Here is a 19,006-nt window from a genome sequence, read left to right on the forward strand (position 1 = left end):
GGCCGGGCGGGGGTAGCGTGGGAGCCATGACAACCGACTCCACCCGGCCCATCCGTACGGCCGTTGCAGGCTTCGGCCTCTCGGGCAGCGTCTTCCATGCCCCGCTGCTCGCCGCAGACCCCGCCTTCTCCCTCGCGCTCATCTCCACCTCCGACGCCGGCCGGCAGGCCGCCGCATCTGCCCGGTACCCCGGCACCCGGATCGTGGACACCCCGGCAGGCATCCTTGGGCTCGCCGGCGAACTGGACCTGCTGGTCCTGGGCACACCGCCGGCCACGCACTTTCCGCTCGCGAAAGCCGCGCTGGAAGCCGGGCTCGACGTCGTCGTCGACAAACCCTTCACCGTGCGCAGCACCGAAGGCGAGGAACTCATCCGGCTCGCGGCGCGGCTGGGACGCGTACTCACGGTCTTCCAGAACCGGCGCTGGGACGGCGACTACCTGACCGTCCGCGGCCTGCTGAACGGCGGTGTCCTCGGCACGGTCACCCGGTTCGAATCCCGCTTCGAGCGCTGGTCCCCGGCGGTCGCCAAGGCCTGGAAGGCCGCCGCGACGGCGGACGACGGCGGCGGGGTGCTGTTCGACCTCGGCACCCATCTGCTGGACCAGGCGGTGCAGCTGTTTGGCCCCGCCACGGTCACTCACGCGGAACTGGACGCCCGGCGGCCAGGGGAGAAGACCGACGACGACGTCTTCCTCGCCCTGCGGCACGAATCCGGCGTCACGAGCCATCTGTGGATGAACATGCTCTGCGCCCAGCAGGGGCCGCGCTTCCGGCTGCTGGGCAGCGGGGGCGGCTTCACCAAACATGGCGTTGACCCGCAGGAGCCGTTCATCGCGGCGGGCGGCAGCCCGCTGGACCCGGACTACGGCGTCGAGGACCGGAACTGGGCCGGGCTCCTCGGCCGGGACGGCCACCTCGACCGGCTGCCCACCGAGCGCGGCGCCTACCCGGAGTTCTACCGGATCCTGGCGAACAAGATCCGCGGCGGCGGGGCGGCTTCGGCCTTGCCTGTCCCGGTGGATCCGTCAGGGCCCGTGGAGGTGCTGCGGCTCATCGAGCAGGCCCGGGCGCTCGCCTAAGCGCCGTTAAACAGCCATCGGCTGCGCCGTAACTGCCGGTTTGGGGGTCCCAAAGAGCGGTTACGGAGCAGCCGATGCTGTGCGGGCTATGCGGCGCCGCGATGCCGGGGTCGGCTGGTTAGGCGGCGACGAGATCGTGCCAGTCGGCGACGAGGGGCAGGTTGTGCGCCTCCGAGACCGAGCGGTGGGCGACCTTGCCGGCGGCGATGTTGAGGCCTGCGGCGAGGGCGGCGTCGCGTTCGAAGGCGGCCTTGACGCCCAGGTTGGCCAGCGAGACGGCGTAGCGCAACGTGACGTTCGTCAGCGCGTAGGTGGAGGTGTTCGGAACGGCGCCGGGCATGTTGGCAACGCAGTAGAAGATCGTGTTGTGGACCTTGTACGTCGGTTCCTGGTGTGTGGTGGGGTGCGTGTCCTCGAAGCAGCCGCCCTGATCCACCGCGATGTCCACCAGCACGGAGCCGGGCTTCATCCGGGAGACGAGCTCGTTGGTGACCAGTTTCGGGGCCTTGGCGCCCGGGATCAGCACGGAACCGATCACGAGGTCGGCGTCGACGACGGACTTCTCGATCTCGTAGGCGTTGGAGGCAACGGTCTTCAGGCGGCCCTGGTACTGGGCATCCAGTTCGCGCAGGCGGTTGATGTTGATGTCCAGGATGGTGACGTCGGCGCCGAGGCCCAGGGCCATGGCGGCGGCGTTGGTGCCGGCGACGCCGGCGCCAAGGACAACGACCTTGGCCGGGCGGACGCCGGGCACGCCGCCGAGCAGCACACCCTTGCCGCCGGCCGGAGCCATCAGCGACGTGGCGCCGACCTGGACGGACAGGCGGCCGGCAACCTCTGACATCGGGGCGAGCAGCGGCAGGGTGCGGCCTTCCTGCACGGTCTCGTAGGCGATGGCGGTGACGCCGGTGTTGATGAGCTCCTGCGTCAGCTCCGGTTCCGCGGCGAGGTGCAGGTAGGTGAAGAGGATCAGGCCCTTGCGGAAGCGGTGGTACTCGGCCTTCACCGGCTCCTTGACCTTCATGACCATGTCCGCGCGGCCCCAGACGTCATCGGCGTCGGCGACGATCTCGGCGCCGGCGATGGCGTACTCCTCGTCGGTGATGCCCGAGCCCAGGCCTGCGCCGCGCTCCACCAGGACCGAGTGGCCGTGGGTGCGGAACTCGTGCACGCCGGCAGCCGTGATGGCGACGCGGAATTCATTGTTCTTGATCTCTTTGGGGACACCGATGATCATTTGTGGGCTCCAGTGCTGGCGGCCTTATAGGCCTGGGTGTGTGCGGGGAAGTCGTACTTCCAGAATAAATCCGGCTGTGAGGCAAGCGACAGGCTCCGCCGCGCGGCAGCATCGGCTTTCCCCGGAAAGCCGGGCTTTTCCAAATGGCGGACTGGACATTTGTCGAATCGGCAAGCGTCAGGTGTCGCCTGCTGTCCGTTGGGTGGTGTCAGCCGCGGCATTGTCGTTGGCGGTGGCATCGGCAGTAGTCTGGCAGCATGCAGCAGCAGGATGTCGAACAGCTCGTGGAACAGGTCGCACTGAAGCTGGGCCGCGGCCTGTCGCTCGAGGATCTCGATGGCCTGCTGCTCGCCTACAGCTCCAACCAGTCGCACGCCGACCGGGTCCGGGTGAACTTCCTGCTCAGCAAGCGCGTCCCGTTGGACGTCAGCGCCTGGCAGCTTTCGCACGGGATCGCGACGGCGGTCCGCCCCGTGGTCGTGCCCGCCAACGAGGAGCTCGGGATGCTGGGCCGGGTCTGCGTTCCCCTCCTGGTGCGGGGCTTCCGGGTGGGGTACCTCTGGGTCCAGCTCGACGCCGAGGAGCCGAACGCGACGACGGTGCTCGCCCAGCTGCCCGGGGTGGCCGGCGAGCTGGAGCAGCTCTCTGCCCTGCTGCTGGACTCCAACACGGCCGAATCCGAGTTCCGCCGCCGCCGTGAACAGGAATTCCTGGCGGCCTGCCGGGGCGAAGCCAACGCCGTCGCCGCGGTGGCGGGCTGGAAGGAAGTGCAGGGGCGCGGGCCCTGGCAGCTCGTGACGGTCCTCGACGCCGACGGCTGGGCGGAAGGGGCGGATCCGATCGCCTCCACGCTGATCCACCGCTCCGCGGCGCTGCAGGCAACCATCGGGGTCGACGCCGCCCTGTTCAGCGCCGGCACGGAGACCCACGCCGCCGTCTTGTTCAGGGAATCGACGGGACGGGCCGACCACGCCCAGGTGCTGGTCCACTATCAGCTGGAGCTGGCCAAACGCGCCGGCCGGCAGGTCCACCGGATCATCCTGGGAACCTCCGAGGGCTTCGCGAAGCCGCGGGAACTGGCCGAGGCCTACCGCCAGTCCCGGCAGGCCGCGCAGGCAGCGGCGGTGGACCCGCAGCTGGGTGAACTCGTGGACTGCCGCGCCACCGGGATCTACCAGGTGCTGGCCTCGGCCGGCGGCGGAGCGGGGGCGTGGGCGGACGCGGGCTCGGTCTATTTCCGCATCCTGGAGGACCACGACCGGAACCACGAGCTGCTGCCGGTGCTGGAGCTTTTCTACGACAATGACGGCTCGGTCCAGGAAGTAGCGGACAAACTGCACCTGCACCGGAGCAGCATCTACAACCGCCTGGGCAGGATCCGCCAGTTGCTCGGCGTCGACCCGCTCAAGGGGATGGTGCGGCTGGAACTCCACGCGGCACTGAAGGCGCGGCGCTGGGCGGGGCGCCCCAGGATCTAGTCCGGTCCAGTGGCTTCAGGTGCCGCGGCCCTCGCGTTTGGGCTGCTCGGCCTCCAGCGCTGCCGCGCGCGCTGTTTCCCGCGCCCCCCGCTGCGCTGCTTCCCTCCTGCGGAGCGAAATCCGGCTGTCCACCCACAGGGAAACGGCCACAAACGCAACACAGCTGGACATGAAGGCAGCCGTATTATTCAGCCCCATGGCGGTTCCGAGGATGCCTGTGAGCACCATGGCGGCAATGCCGGCCACGATGTGCCACCCTCTGAACTTACCCACAATCCAAGCGTAACCCCGGCCTTCTCCGCCTTTCCGCGCAGGGCCGGGATCGTTGTTTGATCCTTATCACGCCGTCACGAAGCATCGGCGGCACCGTCATCCCCGTGCTCCTGGGCGCCGTCAGCGGTACTGTTCTTCTTCTGCTTTTCCAGCCAGGCCATGATGTCGGCGAGCCGGATCCGCCGGTGCGTGCCCCGGTACTCCACCGGGATTTCGCCGCGGTCCGTCATGTTCCGCAGATAGGTGTGCGAGATGCCGGCCAGCTCTGCGGCCCGGGACGTGGTCAGCATTTCCTCGACGCTGCTGACTGTTACCGCCTCGCCCCGCCCGAAGCGCGCCAGCAGGTCCACGACGGCCTCCCGGGCCTGGGGCGGCAGCCGGTGGACGGTGCCGTCGACGAACACCGTGATGTCGTCGCTGCCGGTCAGGGCGAACCGGAGATTCTGGGCGTCCTCAGCCGGAAGGGCGGCCGTCACCCGGGGAGCAATCAGTGTCATGGAGTGCATCCTAGCGCCCCCGGTTCAGCCTCACGATGCCTTCGCCCTGTTGCGTCCCTACAACCCGAGCTCCTCGAGCACCGGAAGCTTCGCCCGGACCCAGGCGCGGGCCTCGGTGGCGCTCGGCGCGGAGAGGGCCAGCTTGGCCAGTTCCTGGGCCTCGGCCAGGGTGACGGTCTTCAGCACGGCGGCCACGGCGGCGAGGGACCGGGCCGTCATGGAGAGCGTGGAAACCCCGAGCCCGGTGAGGACGACGGCGAGGGCCGGGTCGGCGGCAGCCTCGCCGCAGACGCCGACGGGCTTGTTGTGGCCTTCCGCGACGGAACCTTCCACGGTCAGGCCGACAAGCCGGAGCACGGCGGGCTGCCAGGGCGTATTGAGCGCTGCAAGCGGGCCGAGCTGGCGGTCGGCGGCCATGGCGTACTGGGTGAGGTCGTTGGTGCCCAGGCTCGCGAAGGCCACTTCCCGGAGGATGGCCTCGGCGGTGAGCGCCGCCGACGGGACTTCCACCATGACCCCGGGGGTCTTGATCCCGGCCTCGGCGCAGAGTGTGGCGAAGCGGGCGGCCTCCTCCGCGGTGGAAATCATCGGCGCCATCACCCAGACGTCCGCCTCGGACTCCTGCTCGGCCCGGGCGATGGCCTGCAGCTGGCGTTCCAGCACGCCCGGTGTGGTGAAGTCGGTGCGGTACCCGCGGACGCCGAGGGCGGGGTTGGGTTCCGTGGCGTCGGTGAGGAAGGGCAGCGGTTTGTCCGCGCCGGCATCGAGCGTCCGGAGGACCACTTTCTTGCCCGGGAAGGCGTCGAAGACGCCCTTGTATGCGGCGGCCTGTTCATCCACGGTGGGCTCGGTGTCCCGCTCCAGGAAGCAGAATTCAGTCCGGAACAGGCCCACGCCCTGCGCGTTGAGCTTCGCGGCGGCCACGGCGTCCTTCGCCCCGCCGACGTTGGCGAGCAGCGGCACCAGATGGCCGTCCGCCGTCGCGCCGGTGCCGTCAAAGTCCGCCAGGAGCGAGGCCGTGGCGGCCCAGTGCTCGGCGGCGGCCCGCTGGGAGGCGTCGGGATCCACTGTGATCAGGCCGGCTGCGCCGTCCACGTAAACCTCGGTGCCGTCCGGAAGCTGGTCGACGCCCGTGGCGGCAACGACGGCGGGCAGGCCCAGGGAGCGGGCGATGATCGCGGTGTGGGACTGCGGTCCGCCGCCGGCCGTGAGCAGCGCCAGGATCTTTTCCGGGTCCAGCGTGGCGGTGTCAGCCGGCGCCAGATCCTCCGCGATCAGGATGAACGGGGTGGGGGAGGACGGGATGCCCGGGGCCGGGACGCCGCGCAGTTCGGCCACGATCCGGGCCCGGACGTCCAGGACGTCGGTGGCGCGCTCCGCCATGTAGCCGCCCAGGTTATGCAGCATTTCCGAGACCGAGGCGCCCGCTTCCCAGATTGCCCGCTGGCCCGAGGTGCCACGGCCGATCAGTTTGGCAGCCGACTTCAGGAGCATCGTGTCCGTCGCCATGAGCGCGGTGGCCTCGAGGACCGCCTTCCCGTCGCCACTGACCGTCTGCGCCCGGGCCTTCAGCTCATCGTGCACTGCCTTCGCGGCCGCCTTCAGCGCCGCCGTCGCTTCCTCAGCGGTGACGCCGGCCGGCAACTGCTCGCCGGCGGGCGGCTCGCTGACAGGTTTGGGCATCTGGCGGATGGTTCCGATGATGCGGCCGGGGCTGACGCCTACTCCTGGGAAGTTCTGCACTGAAGGTCCTCATTCTCTGCCGTGGGCCGGTAGGCCGGTGTGTCAGGTGCCGGAGCCGGCCGTCCGGTCCGGGCCGGAGATTCCGGCCGGTCCATCCGGTGGGCCTGCCGACGGCCACGTCAGCGGTCGGCTCCCGGCACCTGAAAAAATTGTATGTGATGCACTTCATATAGCGTTGCTATAGGTGCTAGGGTAGCGGTTATGAGTTTCGATGGCCAGCTTCCGCCAAAGACGCGCCTGCTGCGTGCGGCGGCGGAGTTGCTGGCCAACTCCGCCGGAGGCGCGGTATCCACCCGCCAGATCACCCAGCTGGCCGGCGTCACCGCCCCGACCCTCTATCACCACTTCGGTGACAAGGAAGGGCTGTTCGACGCCGTCGTCGCGGCAGGCTTTGAGGAGTACGTGGCGGGCGAACGCGACTTCGCGCCGTCGGGACAACCGCTGGAGGATATCCGGCGGATGTGGGACAACCACGTGCAGTTTGGGCTCAAGCAGCCGGAACTGTACCTGGTCATGTTTGGCAATATCCGCCCGGAGAGCCGCCCGGCCGTCGTCGCCGACGCCGAGGGCCTGATGGAGGAAATGCTGAACAAGGCCGCCGTCGCCGGCCACCTCAACGTTCCCCCGCGGGAGGCGGCCAGGAGCATTCTGGCTGCCAACGTCGGGGTGACGCTCATGCTCATCACGGAAAAGGCGCCCGAGCGCAATCTCGAGCTGTCTGCCATGACCCGCGACGCCATGATCTTTGCGGTGTCCTCGGACCAGGCCAAGAACAGCGACCCCGAGGATTCCGGGAAATCGTCAGTGGTTGTGGCGGCGATCGCCCTGAACGCGGCACTGCAGGCATCGCACTCGGACCAGCTCTCCAGCTCGGAACTCAAGCTTTTCCTCGAATGGCTCCACCGGATCTCCATCAGCTCCACCAGCTAGCTTCGCGAAATTATCGGACCATCCTGCGGTGCAGCAGGAATGACGGTTAGGAAATCACATGGCAACAGAGACGGTTGCGAAACCCCGCACCAGCGTGCGGGTGGGCGTCCAGAAGTTCGGGACGTTCCTGTCCGGAATGATCATGCCCAACATCGGTGCGTTTATCGCCTGGGGCATTATTACCGCACTCTTCATCCCGGCGGGCTTCTTCCCCAACGCGGATCTCGCCAAGCTTGTGGCGCCGATGATCACCTTCCTGCTGCCGCTCCTGATCGGCTACACCGGCGGCCGGATGGTCTATGGCGTGCGCGGCGGGGTCGTGGGCGCGGTGGCCACCACGGGCGTCATCGTCGGCACGGACATCCCCATGTTCATTGGCGCCATGATGCTCGGCCCCCTCACGGCCTGGCTCATGAAGAAGCTGGACAAGATCTGGGAAGGCAAGGTCAAGCCGGGCTTCGAGATGCTCATCGACAACTTCTCGGCCGGCATCCTGGCCGCCGCCATGGCCGTCGTTGGCATGCTCGTGATCGGCCCGGTGGTGAAGGCCTTCAGCGACGGCGCCAGCAAAGTTGTCGAATTCCTCGTCCTCAACGGACTGCTCCCCTTCACCAGCATCTTCATCGAGCCCGCGAAGGTCCTGTTTCTGAACAACGCCATTAACCACGGCATCCTCACTCCGTTGGGAACACAGCAGGCGCTCGAGCAGGGCAAGTCCATCCTGTTCCTGCTCGAGGCCAACCCCGGTCCGGGCTTCGGAATCCTGCTCGCCTACTCGATCTTCGGCACGGGACTGGCCAAGGCGTCCGCGCCGGGCGCCGCCCTGATCCAGTTCGTCGGAGGCATCCACGAGATCTACTTCCCGTACGTGCTCATGAAGCCCATCATGATCCTCGCCGCCATCGGCGGCGGCATGACCGGCATCTTCACCCTCGTGGTCACCGGCGCCGGGCTCCGGTCGCCGGCAGCGCCTGGCAGCATCATCGCCGTCTACGCCGCCACCGCACGCGACAGCTACGTCGGTGTGACCCTCTCCGTGCTGTTCGCCACCACCGTGTCCTTCGTGATCGCCTCGGTGATCCTGAAAGCCAGCAAGACCCCGGTGGGCGCAACCGAGGAAGAGGCCCTCGGCGCCGCCACCGTCCGGATGGAGGAAATGAAGGGCAAGAAGAGCTCGGTTTCCGCCATGCTCACGGGATCCGGCACTGCCGCCGGCACTTCCGCCGGTGCTGCCGCCGGCGGCGTCGCGGTCCTCGCCGGCCCGGTCAGGAACATCGTCTTCGCGTGCGACGCCGGCATGGGGTCCAGCGCGATGGGCGCCTCGGTGCTGCGGAACAAGATCAAGGCTGCCGGCTTCCCGGGCGTCTTGGTCACGAATTCCGCGATCGCGAACCTCAGCGACACCTACGACGTCGTCATCACGCACCAGGACCTGACGGAACGGGCCAAGCCGGCTACCGCCAGCGCCGTGCACGTCTCGGTCGACAACTTCATGAACAGCCCGCGTTACGACGAGATCGTGGAGCTGGTCAGGTCAAGCAACACGGAGGCCGGAACCGACGTTCCGGCCGCTCCGGCTGCCGCTGCGGGCACTGCAGCTGGCGCCGCAACGCCGGAAGCTCCCGAGGAAACCGGCCCCGCCGGAATCCTGGTGCCGGAAAGCGTCGTCCTGAACGGCTCGGCCACCAGCCGCGACGCCGCCATCGACGAGGCCGGCAAGCTCCTGCTGGACCGCGGCGCCGTCGACGCCGGATACCTGGACGCCATGCACGAACGCGAGGAATCCGTCTCCACCTACATGGGCAGCTTCCTCGCCATCCCGCACGGCACCAACGCCGCCAAGGACCACATCATGAAGTCCGCGGTCTCCGTGGTCCGCTACCCGAACGGCATCGACTGGAACGGTAAGGAAGTGAAGTTCGTGGTCGGCGTTGCGGGCATCAACAACGAACACCTGCACATCCTGTCCTCGATCGCCAAGGTCTTCACCAACAAGGCCCAGGTGGCGCAGCTTGAGGCCGCCACCACGGTTGAGGAAGTCCTGGCCCTGTTCGGAAAGGTCAATTCATAATGAAGGCTGTACATTTCGGAGCCGGAAACATCGGGCGCGGATTCGTGGGGCTGCTCCTGCACGACGCGGGGTATGAGGTGGTATTCGCGGATGTCGCGGAGGACCTGATCACCCGGCTGGCCGCCGCTGACAGCTACCAGGTCCACGAGGTGGGGGAGCACCCCACCGTCCGGACGGTGAAGAACTTCCGGGCGCTGAACTCCAGCAGCCAGGAGGCGGACGTCGTCACGGAGATCGCGACGGCGGACGTCGTCACCACCGCCGTCGGGCCGCACATCCTCAAATTCGTGGCCCCTGTGATCGCCAAGGGGATCGCCGCCCGGGCTGCCGGACTGGCTCCGCTGCAGGTGATGGCGTGTGAGAACGCCATCAACGCCACGGACATCCTGAAGTCCGAGGTGGCGGCCCAGTGGGATCCGGCCGCGGGAGCCCTCGCTGACAAGGCGGTCTTCGCGAACACGGCGGTGGACCGGATTGTGCCCAACCAGGAGGGCGGGCAGGGACTGGATGTCACGGTGGAGACGTTCTACGAGTGGGTCATTGACCGGACCCCGTTCGGTGCGGCGGCGCCGGTCATTCCGGGTGCCACGTTCGTGGACAACCTGGAGCCGTATATCGAGCGGAAACTGTTCACTGTGAACACCGGGCATGCCGCCGCAGCGTACTTCGGATTCGAGGCCGGGCTGGGGACGATTTCCGAGGCCATGGCCGACCAGGACGTCGCCGCCGATGTGCGCGCCGTCCTGGACGAAACGAAAGAGCTGCTGGTGGCCAAGCACGGCTTCAACCGCGAGGAGCAGGAAGCCTATGTCCAGAAGATCCTGGGCCGCTTCTCCAGCCCGTACCTGCCGGACACCGTGAACCGGGTGGGACGGGCGCCGTTGCGCAAGCTCAGCCGGCACGAACGCTTCATCGGTCCGGCCGCGGAACTGGCCGAACGCGGGATCGTCCCGGAGGCGCTGCTCGGCGCGATCGCCGCGGCGCTGCGCTTCAACGACCCCGCTGACGCCGAAGCCGTGGAGCTCGGGCAGATCCTGGCCTCCTCGACCGCGGAGGACGCCACCGCCAAGATCACAGGCCTGGCCCCGGACCACCCGCTGTTCCCGGCCGTCTCCGCCCTGGTCGAGGACGCCAAGGCCGCCGTCTAGTCCGCATCAATCGCCGAAGCCTAGCCGCCGACGCCGGAGCTCACCCGAGCTCCGGCGTCGGCGTGTTTAATCCCCCGCCGAGGTGACAGTTGACGCCCATGCTTCTCCAAACCATGGGCGCCAACTGTCACTTCGGCGGAGGGCGGAGAGCTCCCGTTGACCGTTAGGGCGCCTAACTGTTAGGCTCCCTAACTATGTACGACAGTGAACCGGCTGACCCGCGCCTCGTCGCCCTCGCCCAGGACTTCCGCGAAGCCCTCCGCCACAGCATCTACCTTGTCCGCCGCCTGGACGCCGACGGCGAACTCAGCGCCGCCCAGCTCAGCACCCTCAAAATGCTCATGGACGGCGCCGACGCCACCTCCGGTGAAGGCAACGGTGCGAGGGTGGGCGAAATCGCCCGGAACCTGGGCGTCAAAGTACCCACCGCCACGGAACAGATCATCAAACTCGAGCGCGCCGGCCTCGCCCGCCGGGAACCCGATCCCAACGATTCCCGCGCTGTCCGGGTGAGACTTACCGCGGCGGGCCGGGCCGCCGTCGAATCCGCCAATGAGCGCCGCAACGCCGTTATGGCCGGCATCCTCTCGTCCCTTTCGGAGGGGGACCGCGCCACCCTCGCGGCCGCCCTGCCGGTCATCGGCAAGATCAACGCGACGCTTCAGGCCTGATACTCAACCGAAAATCCCGTAATTTAGATCCCATCATTTAGGAGTGCGACTATGCACGGCCAGCCCGCCGACACCCTGCCGGTAGCCGAAGTTACCCTTGAGGCTGAGAAGGCCTCACTGCTCAAACAGCCCAAGGCGGTGTGGGCGACGGCCCTCGCAGCGGTGTTCGCCTTCATGGGGATCGGCCTGGTGGACCCCATCCTGCCGGCGATCGCCAAGAACCTGGACGCCTCGCCCAGCCAGGTGTCGCTGCTGTTTACGAGCTATTTCCTGGTGACCGCCGTCGCCATGCTGATCACGGGTTATGTCTCGTCCCGGATCGGCGGCAAACGGACGCTGCTGATCGGACTGGCAGTGATCGTCGTCTTCGCCTCGCTCTCCGGAACTTCGGGAAGCGTGGCCGAGCTCATTGGCTTCCGCGCCGGCTGGGGACTGGGCAATGCCCTGTTCGTGGCCACGGCGCTGGCCGTCATTGTCGGCGTCGCAAGCGGCGGGGCAGGCACGGCGATCATCCTGTACGAGGCCGCCCTCGGCCTCGGCATTTCCCTGGGCCCGCTTCTGGGCGCACTGCTTGGCGGCTGGCAGTGGCGCGCGCCGTTCTTCGGCACCGCCGTGCTGATGGCTTCCGCGTTTATCGCCCTTATTGCCCTGCTGCCCAAAACCCCGCTGCCCGAGCGGAAGGTCCGGCTCCGCGATCCACTCCTCGCGCTGGGGCACAAAGGACTCCGGACGACGGCGGCCAGCGGCCTGTTCTACAACTACGGCTTCTTCACCGTCCTCGCCTTCACGCCCTTCATCCTCGGCATGGACGCCTACGGGATCGGCGGTGTGTTCTTTGGCTGGGGTGTTGCCGTCGCCGTCTTCTCGGTCTTTGCCGCCCCCGTGCTGCAGAACCGTTTCGGGGCCGTGCGGGTCCTCACCGGCACCCTGGCCCTGCTGATGCTGGACCTCCTGGGACTGGGGCTGGCTGCCGGGCACTCGGTGCCCGCCGTCGTCGTCCTGGTGGTGGTTTCCGGGGCGCTCCTGGGCGTCAACAACACCATCTACACGGAGCTGGCCATGGGGGTTTCTGATTCGCCGCGGCCGGTCGCCTCCGCCGGGTACAACTTTGTGCGCTGGATGGGCGGCGCCATGGCACCGTTTGCCGCAGCGCAGCTGGGCGAGCACTTCGGGCCGCAGGTGCCCTTCTTCGCGGGCGCGCTGGCCATGGTGGCGGCAATTGCCGTGGTCCTCGGCGGACGCCGCTACCTCACAGCACACGAGCCCCACGTGGTGTAGCCGGCGCCCGGCGCCCGCCGCCGCAGGGTACCCGCCCCGCCGGGTGCGCGTCCCGCCGAGGTGACAGAAGACGCCCATGTTCACGCAGAACATGGGCGTCTTCTGTCACCTCGGGAGTCGAAACGCACGCGCGGGGCAGCACGTGCGTCTCACGCGCGGGGCAGCACGTGCGTCTCAGGCCTGGGCGGAGGCCTTCGCGGAACCCTTCGGGACAAAGAGGGTCTCGGCGTGCTCCAGGGACATACCGTTGGTCTCCGGCACCTTGAACTTCACGAAGAAGAATGACGCCGCCGCGAACATCGCGTACATGGCGTAGGTCATGGGCAGGGAAGCCGCCGCCATGACCGGGAAGCTCAGGGTGATGGCGAAGTTGGCGATCCACTGGGCGGCCGCGGCGAGGCCCAGGGCGCGGGCGCGGATCCGCGACGGGAAAATCTCGCCCAGCAGCACCCAGACGAGAGGGCCCCAGGAGGCGCCGAAGCTGATCACGAAGACGTTGGCGGCAACCAGCGCGGCCGGGCCCCATACGCCGGGCAGCGAAATTGCGTCCCCGGTTCCGGTGGCTGAGCCGAAGGCCAGCGCCATGGTGCCCAGTGAGACGGCCATGCCGATGGAACCGGCGAGCATGATGGGCCTGCGCCCGATCCGGTCCACCAGGGCGATCGCCACGAGCGTCACGAGGATGTTCGTGATCGCGGTGGCGACGGAAATCGTCAGGGAGTCCTTTTCCTGGAATCCGACGGCCTTCCACAGGGTGGTCGAGTAGTAGAAAATCACGTTGATGCCGACGAACTGCTGCAGCACTGACAGGATGATGCCGATCCACACCACGGGCTGCAGGCCGAAGGCCTTGCCTCGCAGCGAGCCCTTCTGGCCGGCGAGCTTGTCTTCCTCGATGGCGTTCTTGATGTCGCGCAGGTGGCGGTCGGTGTCCTCGTTCGGGGCGATGGACTGGAAGATTTTGAGGGCTTCCTCGTCCTTGCCCTGGAAGATGAGGAACCGCGGTGACTCGGGCAAGGTGAAGGCAATCCAGCCGTAGACGACGGCGGGGACGGCGGCGGCCATGAACATCCAGCGCCACGCTTCCAGACCGAACCAGAGGGCCTGGCCGGCGCCGCCGGCGAAGTTTGCGAACAGGGCGTCCGAGAGCAGCGCGGCGAAGATGCCCGTGGTGATGGCGAGCTGCTGGAGCGAGGCCAGTCGTCCGCGGACGTGGCGCGGGGAGATTTCGGAAATGTACGCCGGCGCGATCACGGAGGCCAGGCCGATGCCCAGGCCGCCAACGAGTCGCCAGAAGATGAGGTCCCACACGCTGAAGGCGAAGCCGGTTCCGATCGCGCTGACCAGGAACAGCAGTGCTCCGAGCTTCATGGCAGGGATGCGGCCGTACCGGTCAGCGACCTTGCCGGCCAGATAGGCACCTGCTGCGCATCCGAGGAGGGCCACGGCCACGGCGAAGCCGGTCACCGCCTCGCTGAGCGCGAACTCGTCCTTGATGGCGTCGACGGCGCCGTTGACGACTGAGGAGTCGAAGCCGAAGAGGAAGCCGCCGACGGCGCCCGCCACGGCCAGCCAAATGACCCTCTGGGGGATCTTGGCTGCGGTCTGGTCTTGGGTGGTTGTCATCTGGCTCCCTCGGCACGTTTGCGTTCCCCGGCTGGCGCCGCGACCACCCAGTCTTCCACTGGAGTGTGCCCGGCACCCGTTCCGACAGCCAAAGTGAGACAAAACCTACAATTTGCTCACACCGCGGCCCGGCCCCGGGGAACAGCAACGGCAGGCAGCCCGGGGGACTGCCTGCGTGCACCGTGACTCGCCTAGTGGGCCGCGACGGCCTCTGCCCGGGCCGCGGCGGCGGCCTTCGGGTCCGTCAGCTTCTTGTTCGGAAGCGCGAAGCTGATCAGGAAGGCGACGCCGGTCAGGACGGCCGCGGTGAGCATCACGGCGTCGATCGACTGGGCGAAGCCCTCGGTGATCGGGCGCGTCAGGACCGGGTTCGCATGGTGCACCCAGCTCGTGTCGTTGAGGGAATCGCTGCTCGCGCCGTTCTTGAAGAACGCGTACAGCGGCGCGTTCGCGGGGTCGGCCGCGACTGCGGGGTCCTTGAGGACCTTGAGGTAGTCCGCGTTCAGCATGGCGTCCTTCATCCCGGTGGCCACCTTGTCCGCCGCCATGCTGAACAGCATGGAGATGAACACCGCGGTGCCCACCGCGCCGCCCATGGAGCGGAAGAACGCGGCCGAGGAGGTCCCGACGCCCATATCCTTGGCCGGCACGGAGACCTGCATCGCAAGGGTGAGCGGCTGCATGCAGAAGCCCAGGCCCAGGCCGAAGAACACTGCGATGGCGCCCGGAACCCACAGCGGGGTGTCCACCCCCAGCGAGAGGCCCATGACGGCCGCCGCTCCAGTCAGGGTGGCCGTGCCCAGGATGGGGAAGATCCGGTAGGTCCCCGACGCCGAAATGGTCCGGCCTGCGGTGATGGAACCGGTGAGGATGCCCAGGGTGAAGGTGATCATCATCAAGCCGGCTTGGGTCGGGGTCAGCCCCTTGACCAGCTGCAGGTACATAGGGAGCATCGCAATCGCCCCGAACATGCCGACGCCGATGATGAAGTTCAGCAGCGAGGAAAGGCCGAATGTCGTGTTGCGGAAGAGCCGGAGCGGGATCAGGGCGTAGTCGCTGGCATGTTTCTCCGCCAGCAGGAACGCGACGATGCCAACTACGCCGAGCCCGATGCAGAGTAGGGAGTTGACCGAGGTCCAACCCCAGCTGCGGCCCTGTTCCGCCACGAGCAGCAGCGGCACGATTGCCAGGGTGATGGCAGCGGCGCCCCAGTAGTCAATCCTCTGCCTTACGTGCTTGGCCGGCAGGTGCAAATAGAGGAATACCACCGCGAGGGCGGCGAGCCCGATCGGGATGTTGATGAAGAATACCCAGCGCCAGCCATCGACGCCCAGGATGGTCTCCGCGCCGGCGAACGCGCCGCCGATCACCGGCCCCAGCACCGAGGAGATGCCGAACACGGACATGAAGTAGCCCTGGTATTTGGCGCGGTCCTTCAGGGCCACGATGTCGCCGATAATCGTCAGGGCGAGGGCCAGCAGGCCGCCGGCACCGAGGCCCTGGATGCCGCGGGCGATCGCCAGTTCGGTCATCGAGTGGACCGAACCGGCATAGACGGAACCGGCCAGGAAGATCAGGATGGCCGCGAGGTACAGCGGGCGCCGGCCGAAGATATCACTGAGCTTGCCGTACAGCGGCGTGCTCACCGTCGAAGTGATGAGGTACGCCGTCGTTGCCCACGCCTGCAGGGAGAGCCCGTCCAGGTCGTTGGCAATGGTGTAGATCGAGGTGGACACAATGGTCTGGTCCAGCGATGACAGGAACATGCCGAGCATGAGGCCCACCATGACTGTGATGGTCTGACGGTGCGTCAGGACCTCTCCGGCTGCGCGCACAGAGGTGGTCTTGGACATGACTGCTCCCGGGGGAAGTATGGGGATCAAGCAGGAAGGTTGCTTGCAGTAACTATGTTAGTTGCTGCTTTGTTCCCGCTCCACCGATTTCCCGGCCCGCGGGCTACCGCTCGACCAGGATCCCGTCAGGGTCGCACCAGATCATCGCGCCGGGCCGGAGGACGACGCCGTCGATCTCCAGTTCCACGTCACTCTCGCCGGCGCCAGCCTTGGCGCTCTTGCGGGGGTTGCTGCCCAGCGCCTTCACCCCGAGCGGCAGCCCTGCGATTGCCGTCCGGTCGCGGATGGCGCCGTTAATCACGACGCCGGCCCAGCCGTTCGCGACGGCGCTCGCCGCGATCAGGTCCCCCATCAGGGCCGTGCGCAGCGAGCCGCCGCCGTCCACCACCAGGACTGCCCCGCCGCCGGGCGTCGCGAGGGTGGACTTGACCAGGGCGTTGTCCTCAAAGCAGCGGATGGTCCGGACTGGGCCGTTGAAATGCGTGTGCCCGCCGAGCGACTGGAACTGCAGGGCCATGGAGTCAAGCTCCTCACCCCGCTCGTCATAGAGATCGGCGGTGTTAACGGCGGATGCAGCCATCGGTTCTCCTCATACTGGAAATAGCGGGCGGATCGTGGTCCCCACGATAGTCTGGCTGCACATTGATCTCGCGTGCGTCAGCCGTTTCCGGGGGGAACCGAATTACATGAGCCTGTCCGATCTATCCGGAGCAGCTCCGGACCCAACCCGCGCCGGCCTCTCGGCGGAAAGCCCGACCGCGACTGCGCTCGCCGAGCCCGAGCGGGCTGTCCGTCCCGTCTGGATTGCCGGCGTCGTCCTCGTCAACCTGGGAATCAACGCGGCGTTCTTCGCCCCGCTCCAGGTGCTGCTCGGCCAGCAGGCGGAAGCGTTCAGCGCCGGTGACAAAGAGGCCATCCTCGCCCTTGTGACCGGGGCCGGGGCGGCGGTGTCCCTCGTGGCCAATCCGTTGTTCGGTGCGTTCAGCGACCGCACCACCTCACGCCTGGGACGCCGGGTGCCGTGGGTCCTCTTCGGGGCCATCCTCGGCGCCGCGGCCCTGATCGCCCTCGCCGGGGCACCCAATGTTGCCATCATGACGCTGCTTTGGTGCCTCGTCCAGGCGGGCTGCAACGGGGCCTATGCCGCCATTACCGCGGCCGTTCCGGACCGTGTGCCCGTGGCCCAGCGCGGCACGGTGGGCGGCCTCGGCGCCATGGGCCAGACCGTCGGAATCCTCGTCGGCGCGGTGATCGCCGCAGCGGTGGCTGGAGACTTCGCCGTCGGCTATTGGGTCTGCGCCGCGGCTCTGCTGGCCGGCGTCCTGCTGTACTTCTTCAGGAACGACGACGTCGCGCTCCCCGCCGGAGCGCGCCCGCCGTTCAGCCTGGCTGGCTTCGCCCGGGGCTTCTGGATTTCCCCGGTGCTGTACCCGGACTTCGGCTGGGCCTGGCTGACCCGGCTCCTGGTGAACATCGGCAACCACATGGTCACCCTCTACCTGCTCTTCTTCCTCAAGGACGCGGTCCATCTTGAGGAGACGCAGGGCATCGCACCGGAATTCGGTGTGCTGATCCTGACCGGCCTCTATGCCGTGATGGTGATCATCACCAGCGTGATCGGCGGCCGGCTGAGTGACCGGATGGGGAAGCGGAAGCCGCTCGTGATCGTCTCCTCCGTCATCATCGCAGTGGCCTCGCTGATCCTGGCGTTCGCGCCGACCTGGCCGGGGGCACTCCTTGGCGCCTCCGTGCTGGGGATCGGCTTCGGCTGCTACCTTGCGGTGGATTTCGCCCTCATCACCCAGGTGCTGCCGACGGCACTAAGCCGCGGAAAGGATCTGGGCGTCCTCAACATCGCCAATTCCCTGCCCCAGGTGCTCGCGCCGCTTATCGCTTTCCCCTTCGTCACGATGTGGGGAGGCTACGTTTCGCTGTACGTGGCCGCCGCGGTGATTGGGCTGCTGGGCGCTGTGTTCGTGGTGAAAATCAAGGGCGTTGACTAGCTCCGGGCCCACCGCGGGCGCGACTTCGTCCGGGCATCCCCGGCGCTGCCTGTAACCCGCTGGCGGCCCTGGAGGGTGGCGTATAGTGGACGGGAATTGCCGCGGCAGTGCTGCGGGGGATCCCTCCCGGCTGCCGAGAAAACCGACCCCGGAACGCTGCTGATGCCTGAATTTCCCTCAGAACTTCCTCCGATGGCCCCTCCGCCCACCCTGCCCCGGCAACGGCTCCGCTACACCCGGATTCTCGATGTGGCGGCCGGGTTCGCCCGCAAGGGTCTGGACTCCGTCGTCCTATCCGAGGTCGCCGCCAAGGCCGATGTGCCCCTGGGCACCCTGTACCGCTACTTTCCCTCAGCCACACAACTGGTGCTGGCGCTTTACCGCAAGCAGCTCACGGAGCTGCTTGCGGCCCAGGCCCCGGCCGCCGTCGCACCGGGCATGCCGGGCAGCCCCGCGAAAAAGTCCGCGGGGCGCGCTGCGGGCCGCTCCGCGTCGCCTCCCGCGGCGAACGCCAAGGGCGGCATCCCCGCCCAGGCGCTGGCCGGCGTCGTGATGGAAATTTTCCACATGCGCCTTATGCAGCCGGCCGTGGAACAGTGCCTGAACAAGGCCGTCTACACCAAGGACACCGACACCACGAAGCTGCTCCGCGAGATCGACTCCGCGGCCGAAAAGGCCGTCACGGCCGTGAGCGGCGACGCCGCCATCTCCCGGGTGCTGCTGCTGGCCGTCACTGGACTGGTCCAGTCCGTCCGATGCCGCCGTCTTTCCCTCTTCGAGGCCGAAGAAGACCTCAAAAAGGCCTGTTTTCTACTGACATGCAGCCGCCGGACGGCGTAACTGGTCTAGACCAATCTGACTTTTTACTGGGCGGTAACGGCACTTTTTAGTGATCAGGCTCACTAATAGCGATGGATAAACGTTTCACCATCTGTTCGGATGTGTCGTGCGACACGTCGCCGCCGGCCTGCGTTGTCTACCATTGGGAGAACCGGAGCGGCCCAGCCGCTTGCAGTACCCGGAGCTTCGCCGCAGACCCACCAACCCCACGGGTCGCAGCTGACGTTCCCCAGACCATCTTGAGCATCCCTGTGCTTGAGCTTCCATGAGCCGTAC

General features: G+C 67.5%; 16 protein-coding genes. 9 read left to right on the top strand and 7 right to left on the bottom strand.

The features are described 5' to 3' along the window. Window positions 1-26 precede the first annotated feature (26 nt). Window positions 27-1,082, top strand: coding sequence for a Gfo/Idh/MocA family protein (locus tag AC1MFL_RS09900; protein WP_479815214.1), 1,056 nt, complete (start codon window positions 27-29; stop codon window positions 1,080-1,082). A gap of 118 nt (window positions 1,083-1,200) precedes the next feature. Here the strand turns inward: AC1MFL_RS09900 and ald are convergent, their stop codons facing one another. Continuing rightward, the gene (ald, locus tag AC1MFL_RS09905) at window positions 1,201-2,319 is read right to left on the bottom strand and encodes an alanine dehydrogenase (protein ID WP_479815215.1); all 1,119 of its coding nucleotides are present in this window, start codon (window positions 2,317-2,319) and stop codon (window positions 1,201-1,203) included. Window positions 2,320-2,576: 257 nt separating this feature from the next. Between ald and AC1MFL_RS09910 the strand changes: the two genes are divergently transcribed. Further along, on the top strand, window positions 2,577-3,797 hold the full coding sequence (locus AC1MFL_RS09910) for a PucR family transcriptional regulator (protein WP_479815217.1): 1,221 nt from the start codon (window positions 2,577-2,579) through the stop codon (window positions 3,795-3,797). Window positions 3,798-3,812: 15 nt separating this feature from the next. On the opposite strand, the gene AC1MFL_RS09915 is transcribed toward AC1MFL_RS09910, so the two are convergent. From AC1MFL_RS09915 to ptsP, 3 genes are all read right to left on the bottom strand, one after another. Then, the gene (locus AC1MFL_RS09915) at window positions 3,813-4,070 is read right to left on the bottom strand and encodes a hypothetical protein (RefSeq protein WP_479815219.1); all 258 of its coding nucleotides are present in this window, start codon (window positions 4,068-4,070) and stop codon (window positions 3,813-3,815) included. A gap of 74 nt (window positions 4,071-4,144) precedes the next feature. Then, window positions 4,145-4,567: a helix-turn-helix domain-containing protein gene (locus AC1MFL_RS09920; RefSeq protein ID WP_479815221.1), complete on the bottom strand. Its 423-nt coding sequence runs from the start codon at window positions 4,565-4,567 to the stop codon at window positions 4,145-4,147. A 57-nt stretch (window positions 4,568-4,624) separates the two neighbouring features. Continuing rightward, complete coding sequence (gene ptsP / locus AC1MFL_RS09925) at window positions 4,625-6,310, bottom strand: phosphoenolpyruvate--protein phosphotransferase (protein ID WP_479815223.1); 1,686 nt, start codon at window positions 6,308-6,310, stop codon at window positions 4,625-4,627. 201 nt (window positions 6,311-6,511) lie between these two features. Here ptsP and AC1MFL_RS09930 point away from each other — a divergent pair, with 201 nt between their 5' ends. The 5 genes from AC1MFL_RS09930 (at window position 6,512) to AC1MFL_RS09950 (ending at window position 12,408) form a co-directional block, all read left to right on the top strand. Then, on the top strand, window positions 6,512-7,240 hold the full coding sequence (locus tag AC1MFL_RS09930; protein ID WP_301226037.1) for a TetR/AcrR family transcriptional regulator: 729 nt from the start codon (window positions 6,512-6,514) through the stop codon (window positions 7,238-7,240). A 58-nt stretch (window positions 7,241-7,298) separates the two neighbouring features. After that, entirely contained in the window at window positions 7,299-9,311 is a 2,013-nt protein-coding gene (locus AC1MFL_RS09935; protein WP_479815225.1) for a PTS mannitol transporter subunit IICBA, read from the top strand. Further along, on the top strand, window positions 9,311-10,459 hold the full coding sequence (locus AC1MFL_RS09940; protein WP_479815227.1) for a mannitol-1-phosphate 5-dehydrogenase: 1,149 nt from the start codon (window positions 9,311-9,313) through the stop codon (window positions 10,457-10,459). The genes AC1MFL_RS09935 and AC1MFL_RS09940 overlap by 1 nt, the downstream gene beginning before the upstream one ends. Before the next feature lie 194 nt (window positions 10,460-10,653). Beyond that, the gene (locus AC1MFL_RS09945; RefSeq protein WP_479815229.1) at window positions 10,654-11,130 is read left to right on the top strand and encodes a MarR family winged helix-turn-helix transcriptional regulator; all 477 of its coding nucleotides are present in this window, start codon (window positions 10,654-10,656) and stop codon (window positions 11,128-11,130) included. A gap of 51 nt (window positions 11,131-11,181) precedes the next feature. After that, complete coding sequence (locus tag AC1MFL_RS09950) at window positions 11,182-12,408, top strand: MFS transporter (RefSeq protein WP_479815231.1); 1,227 nt, start codon at window positions 11,182-11,184, stop codon at window positions 12,406-12,408. Between the two features lie 174 nt (window positions 12,409-12,582). Here AC1MFL_RS09950 and AC1MFL_RS09955 read toward each other — a convergent pair whose 3' ends face one another. The 3 genes from AC1MFL_RS09955 to rraA form a co-directional block, all read right to left on the bottom strand. Beyond that, window positions 12,583-14,034 (bottom strand): sugar porter family MFS transporter, encoded by a 1,452-nt coding sequence (locus tag AC1MFL_RS09955; protein WP_479815233.1) that lies wholly within the window; start codon window positions 14,032-14,034, stop codon window positions 12,583-12,585. 191 nt (window positions 14,035-14,225) lie between these two features. Next, window positions 14,226-15,887 carry an MDR family MFS transporter gene (locus AC1MFL_RS09960; protein ID WP_479815234.1) on the bottom strand — a complete coding sequence of 554 codons (1,662 nt, stop codon included), beginning with the start codon at window positions 15,885-15,887 and terminating at the stop codon, window positions 14,226-14,228. 103 nt (window positions 15,888-15,990) lie between these two features. Further along, window positions 15,991-16,467, bottom strand: a complete 477-nt coding sequence (gene rraA / locus AC1MFL_RS09965; protein WP_479815236.1) for a ribonuclease E activity regulator RraA — start codon at window positions 16,465-16,467, stop codon at window positions 15,991-15,993. A 106-nt stretch (window positions 16,468-16,573) separates the two neighbouring features. Here rraA and AC1MFL_RS09970 point away from each other — a divergent pair, with 106 nt between their 5' ends. Together AC1MFL_RS09970 and AC1MFL_RS09975 are read left to right on the top strand one after the other, a co-directional pair. Continuing rightward, window positions 16,574-17,890 carry an MFS transporter gene (locus AC1MFL_RS09970; RefSeq protein WP_479815238.1) on the top strand — a complete coding sequence of 439 codons (1,317 nt, stop codon included), beginning with the start codon at window positions 16,574-16,576 and terminating at the stop codon, window positions 17,888-17,890. Between the two features lie 162 nt (window positions 17,891-18,052). After that, window positions 18,053-18,730 carry a helix-turn-helix domain-containing protein gene (locus tag AC1MFL_RS09975; RefSeq protein WP_479815240.1) on the top strand — a complete coding sequence of 226 codons (678 nt, stop codon included), beginning with the start codon at window positions 18,053-18,055 and terminating at the stop codon, window positions 18,728-18,730. Window positions 18,731-19,006: the final 276 nt, after the last annotated feature.

This window comes from Arthrobacter sp. BG3 (assembly GCF_056680185.1).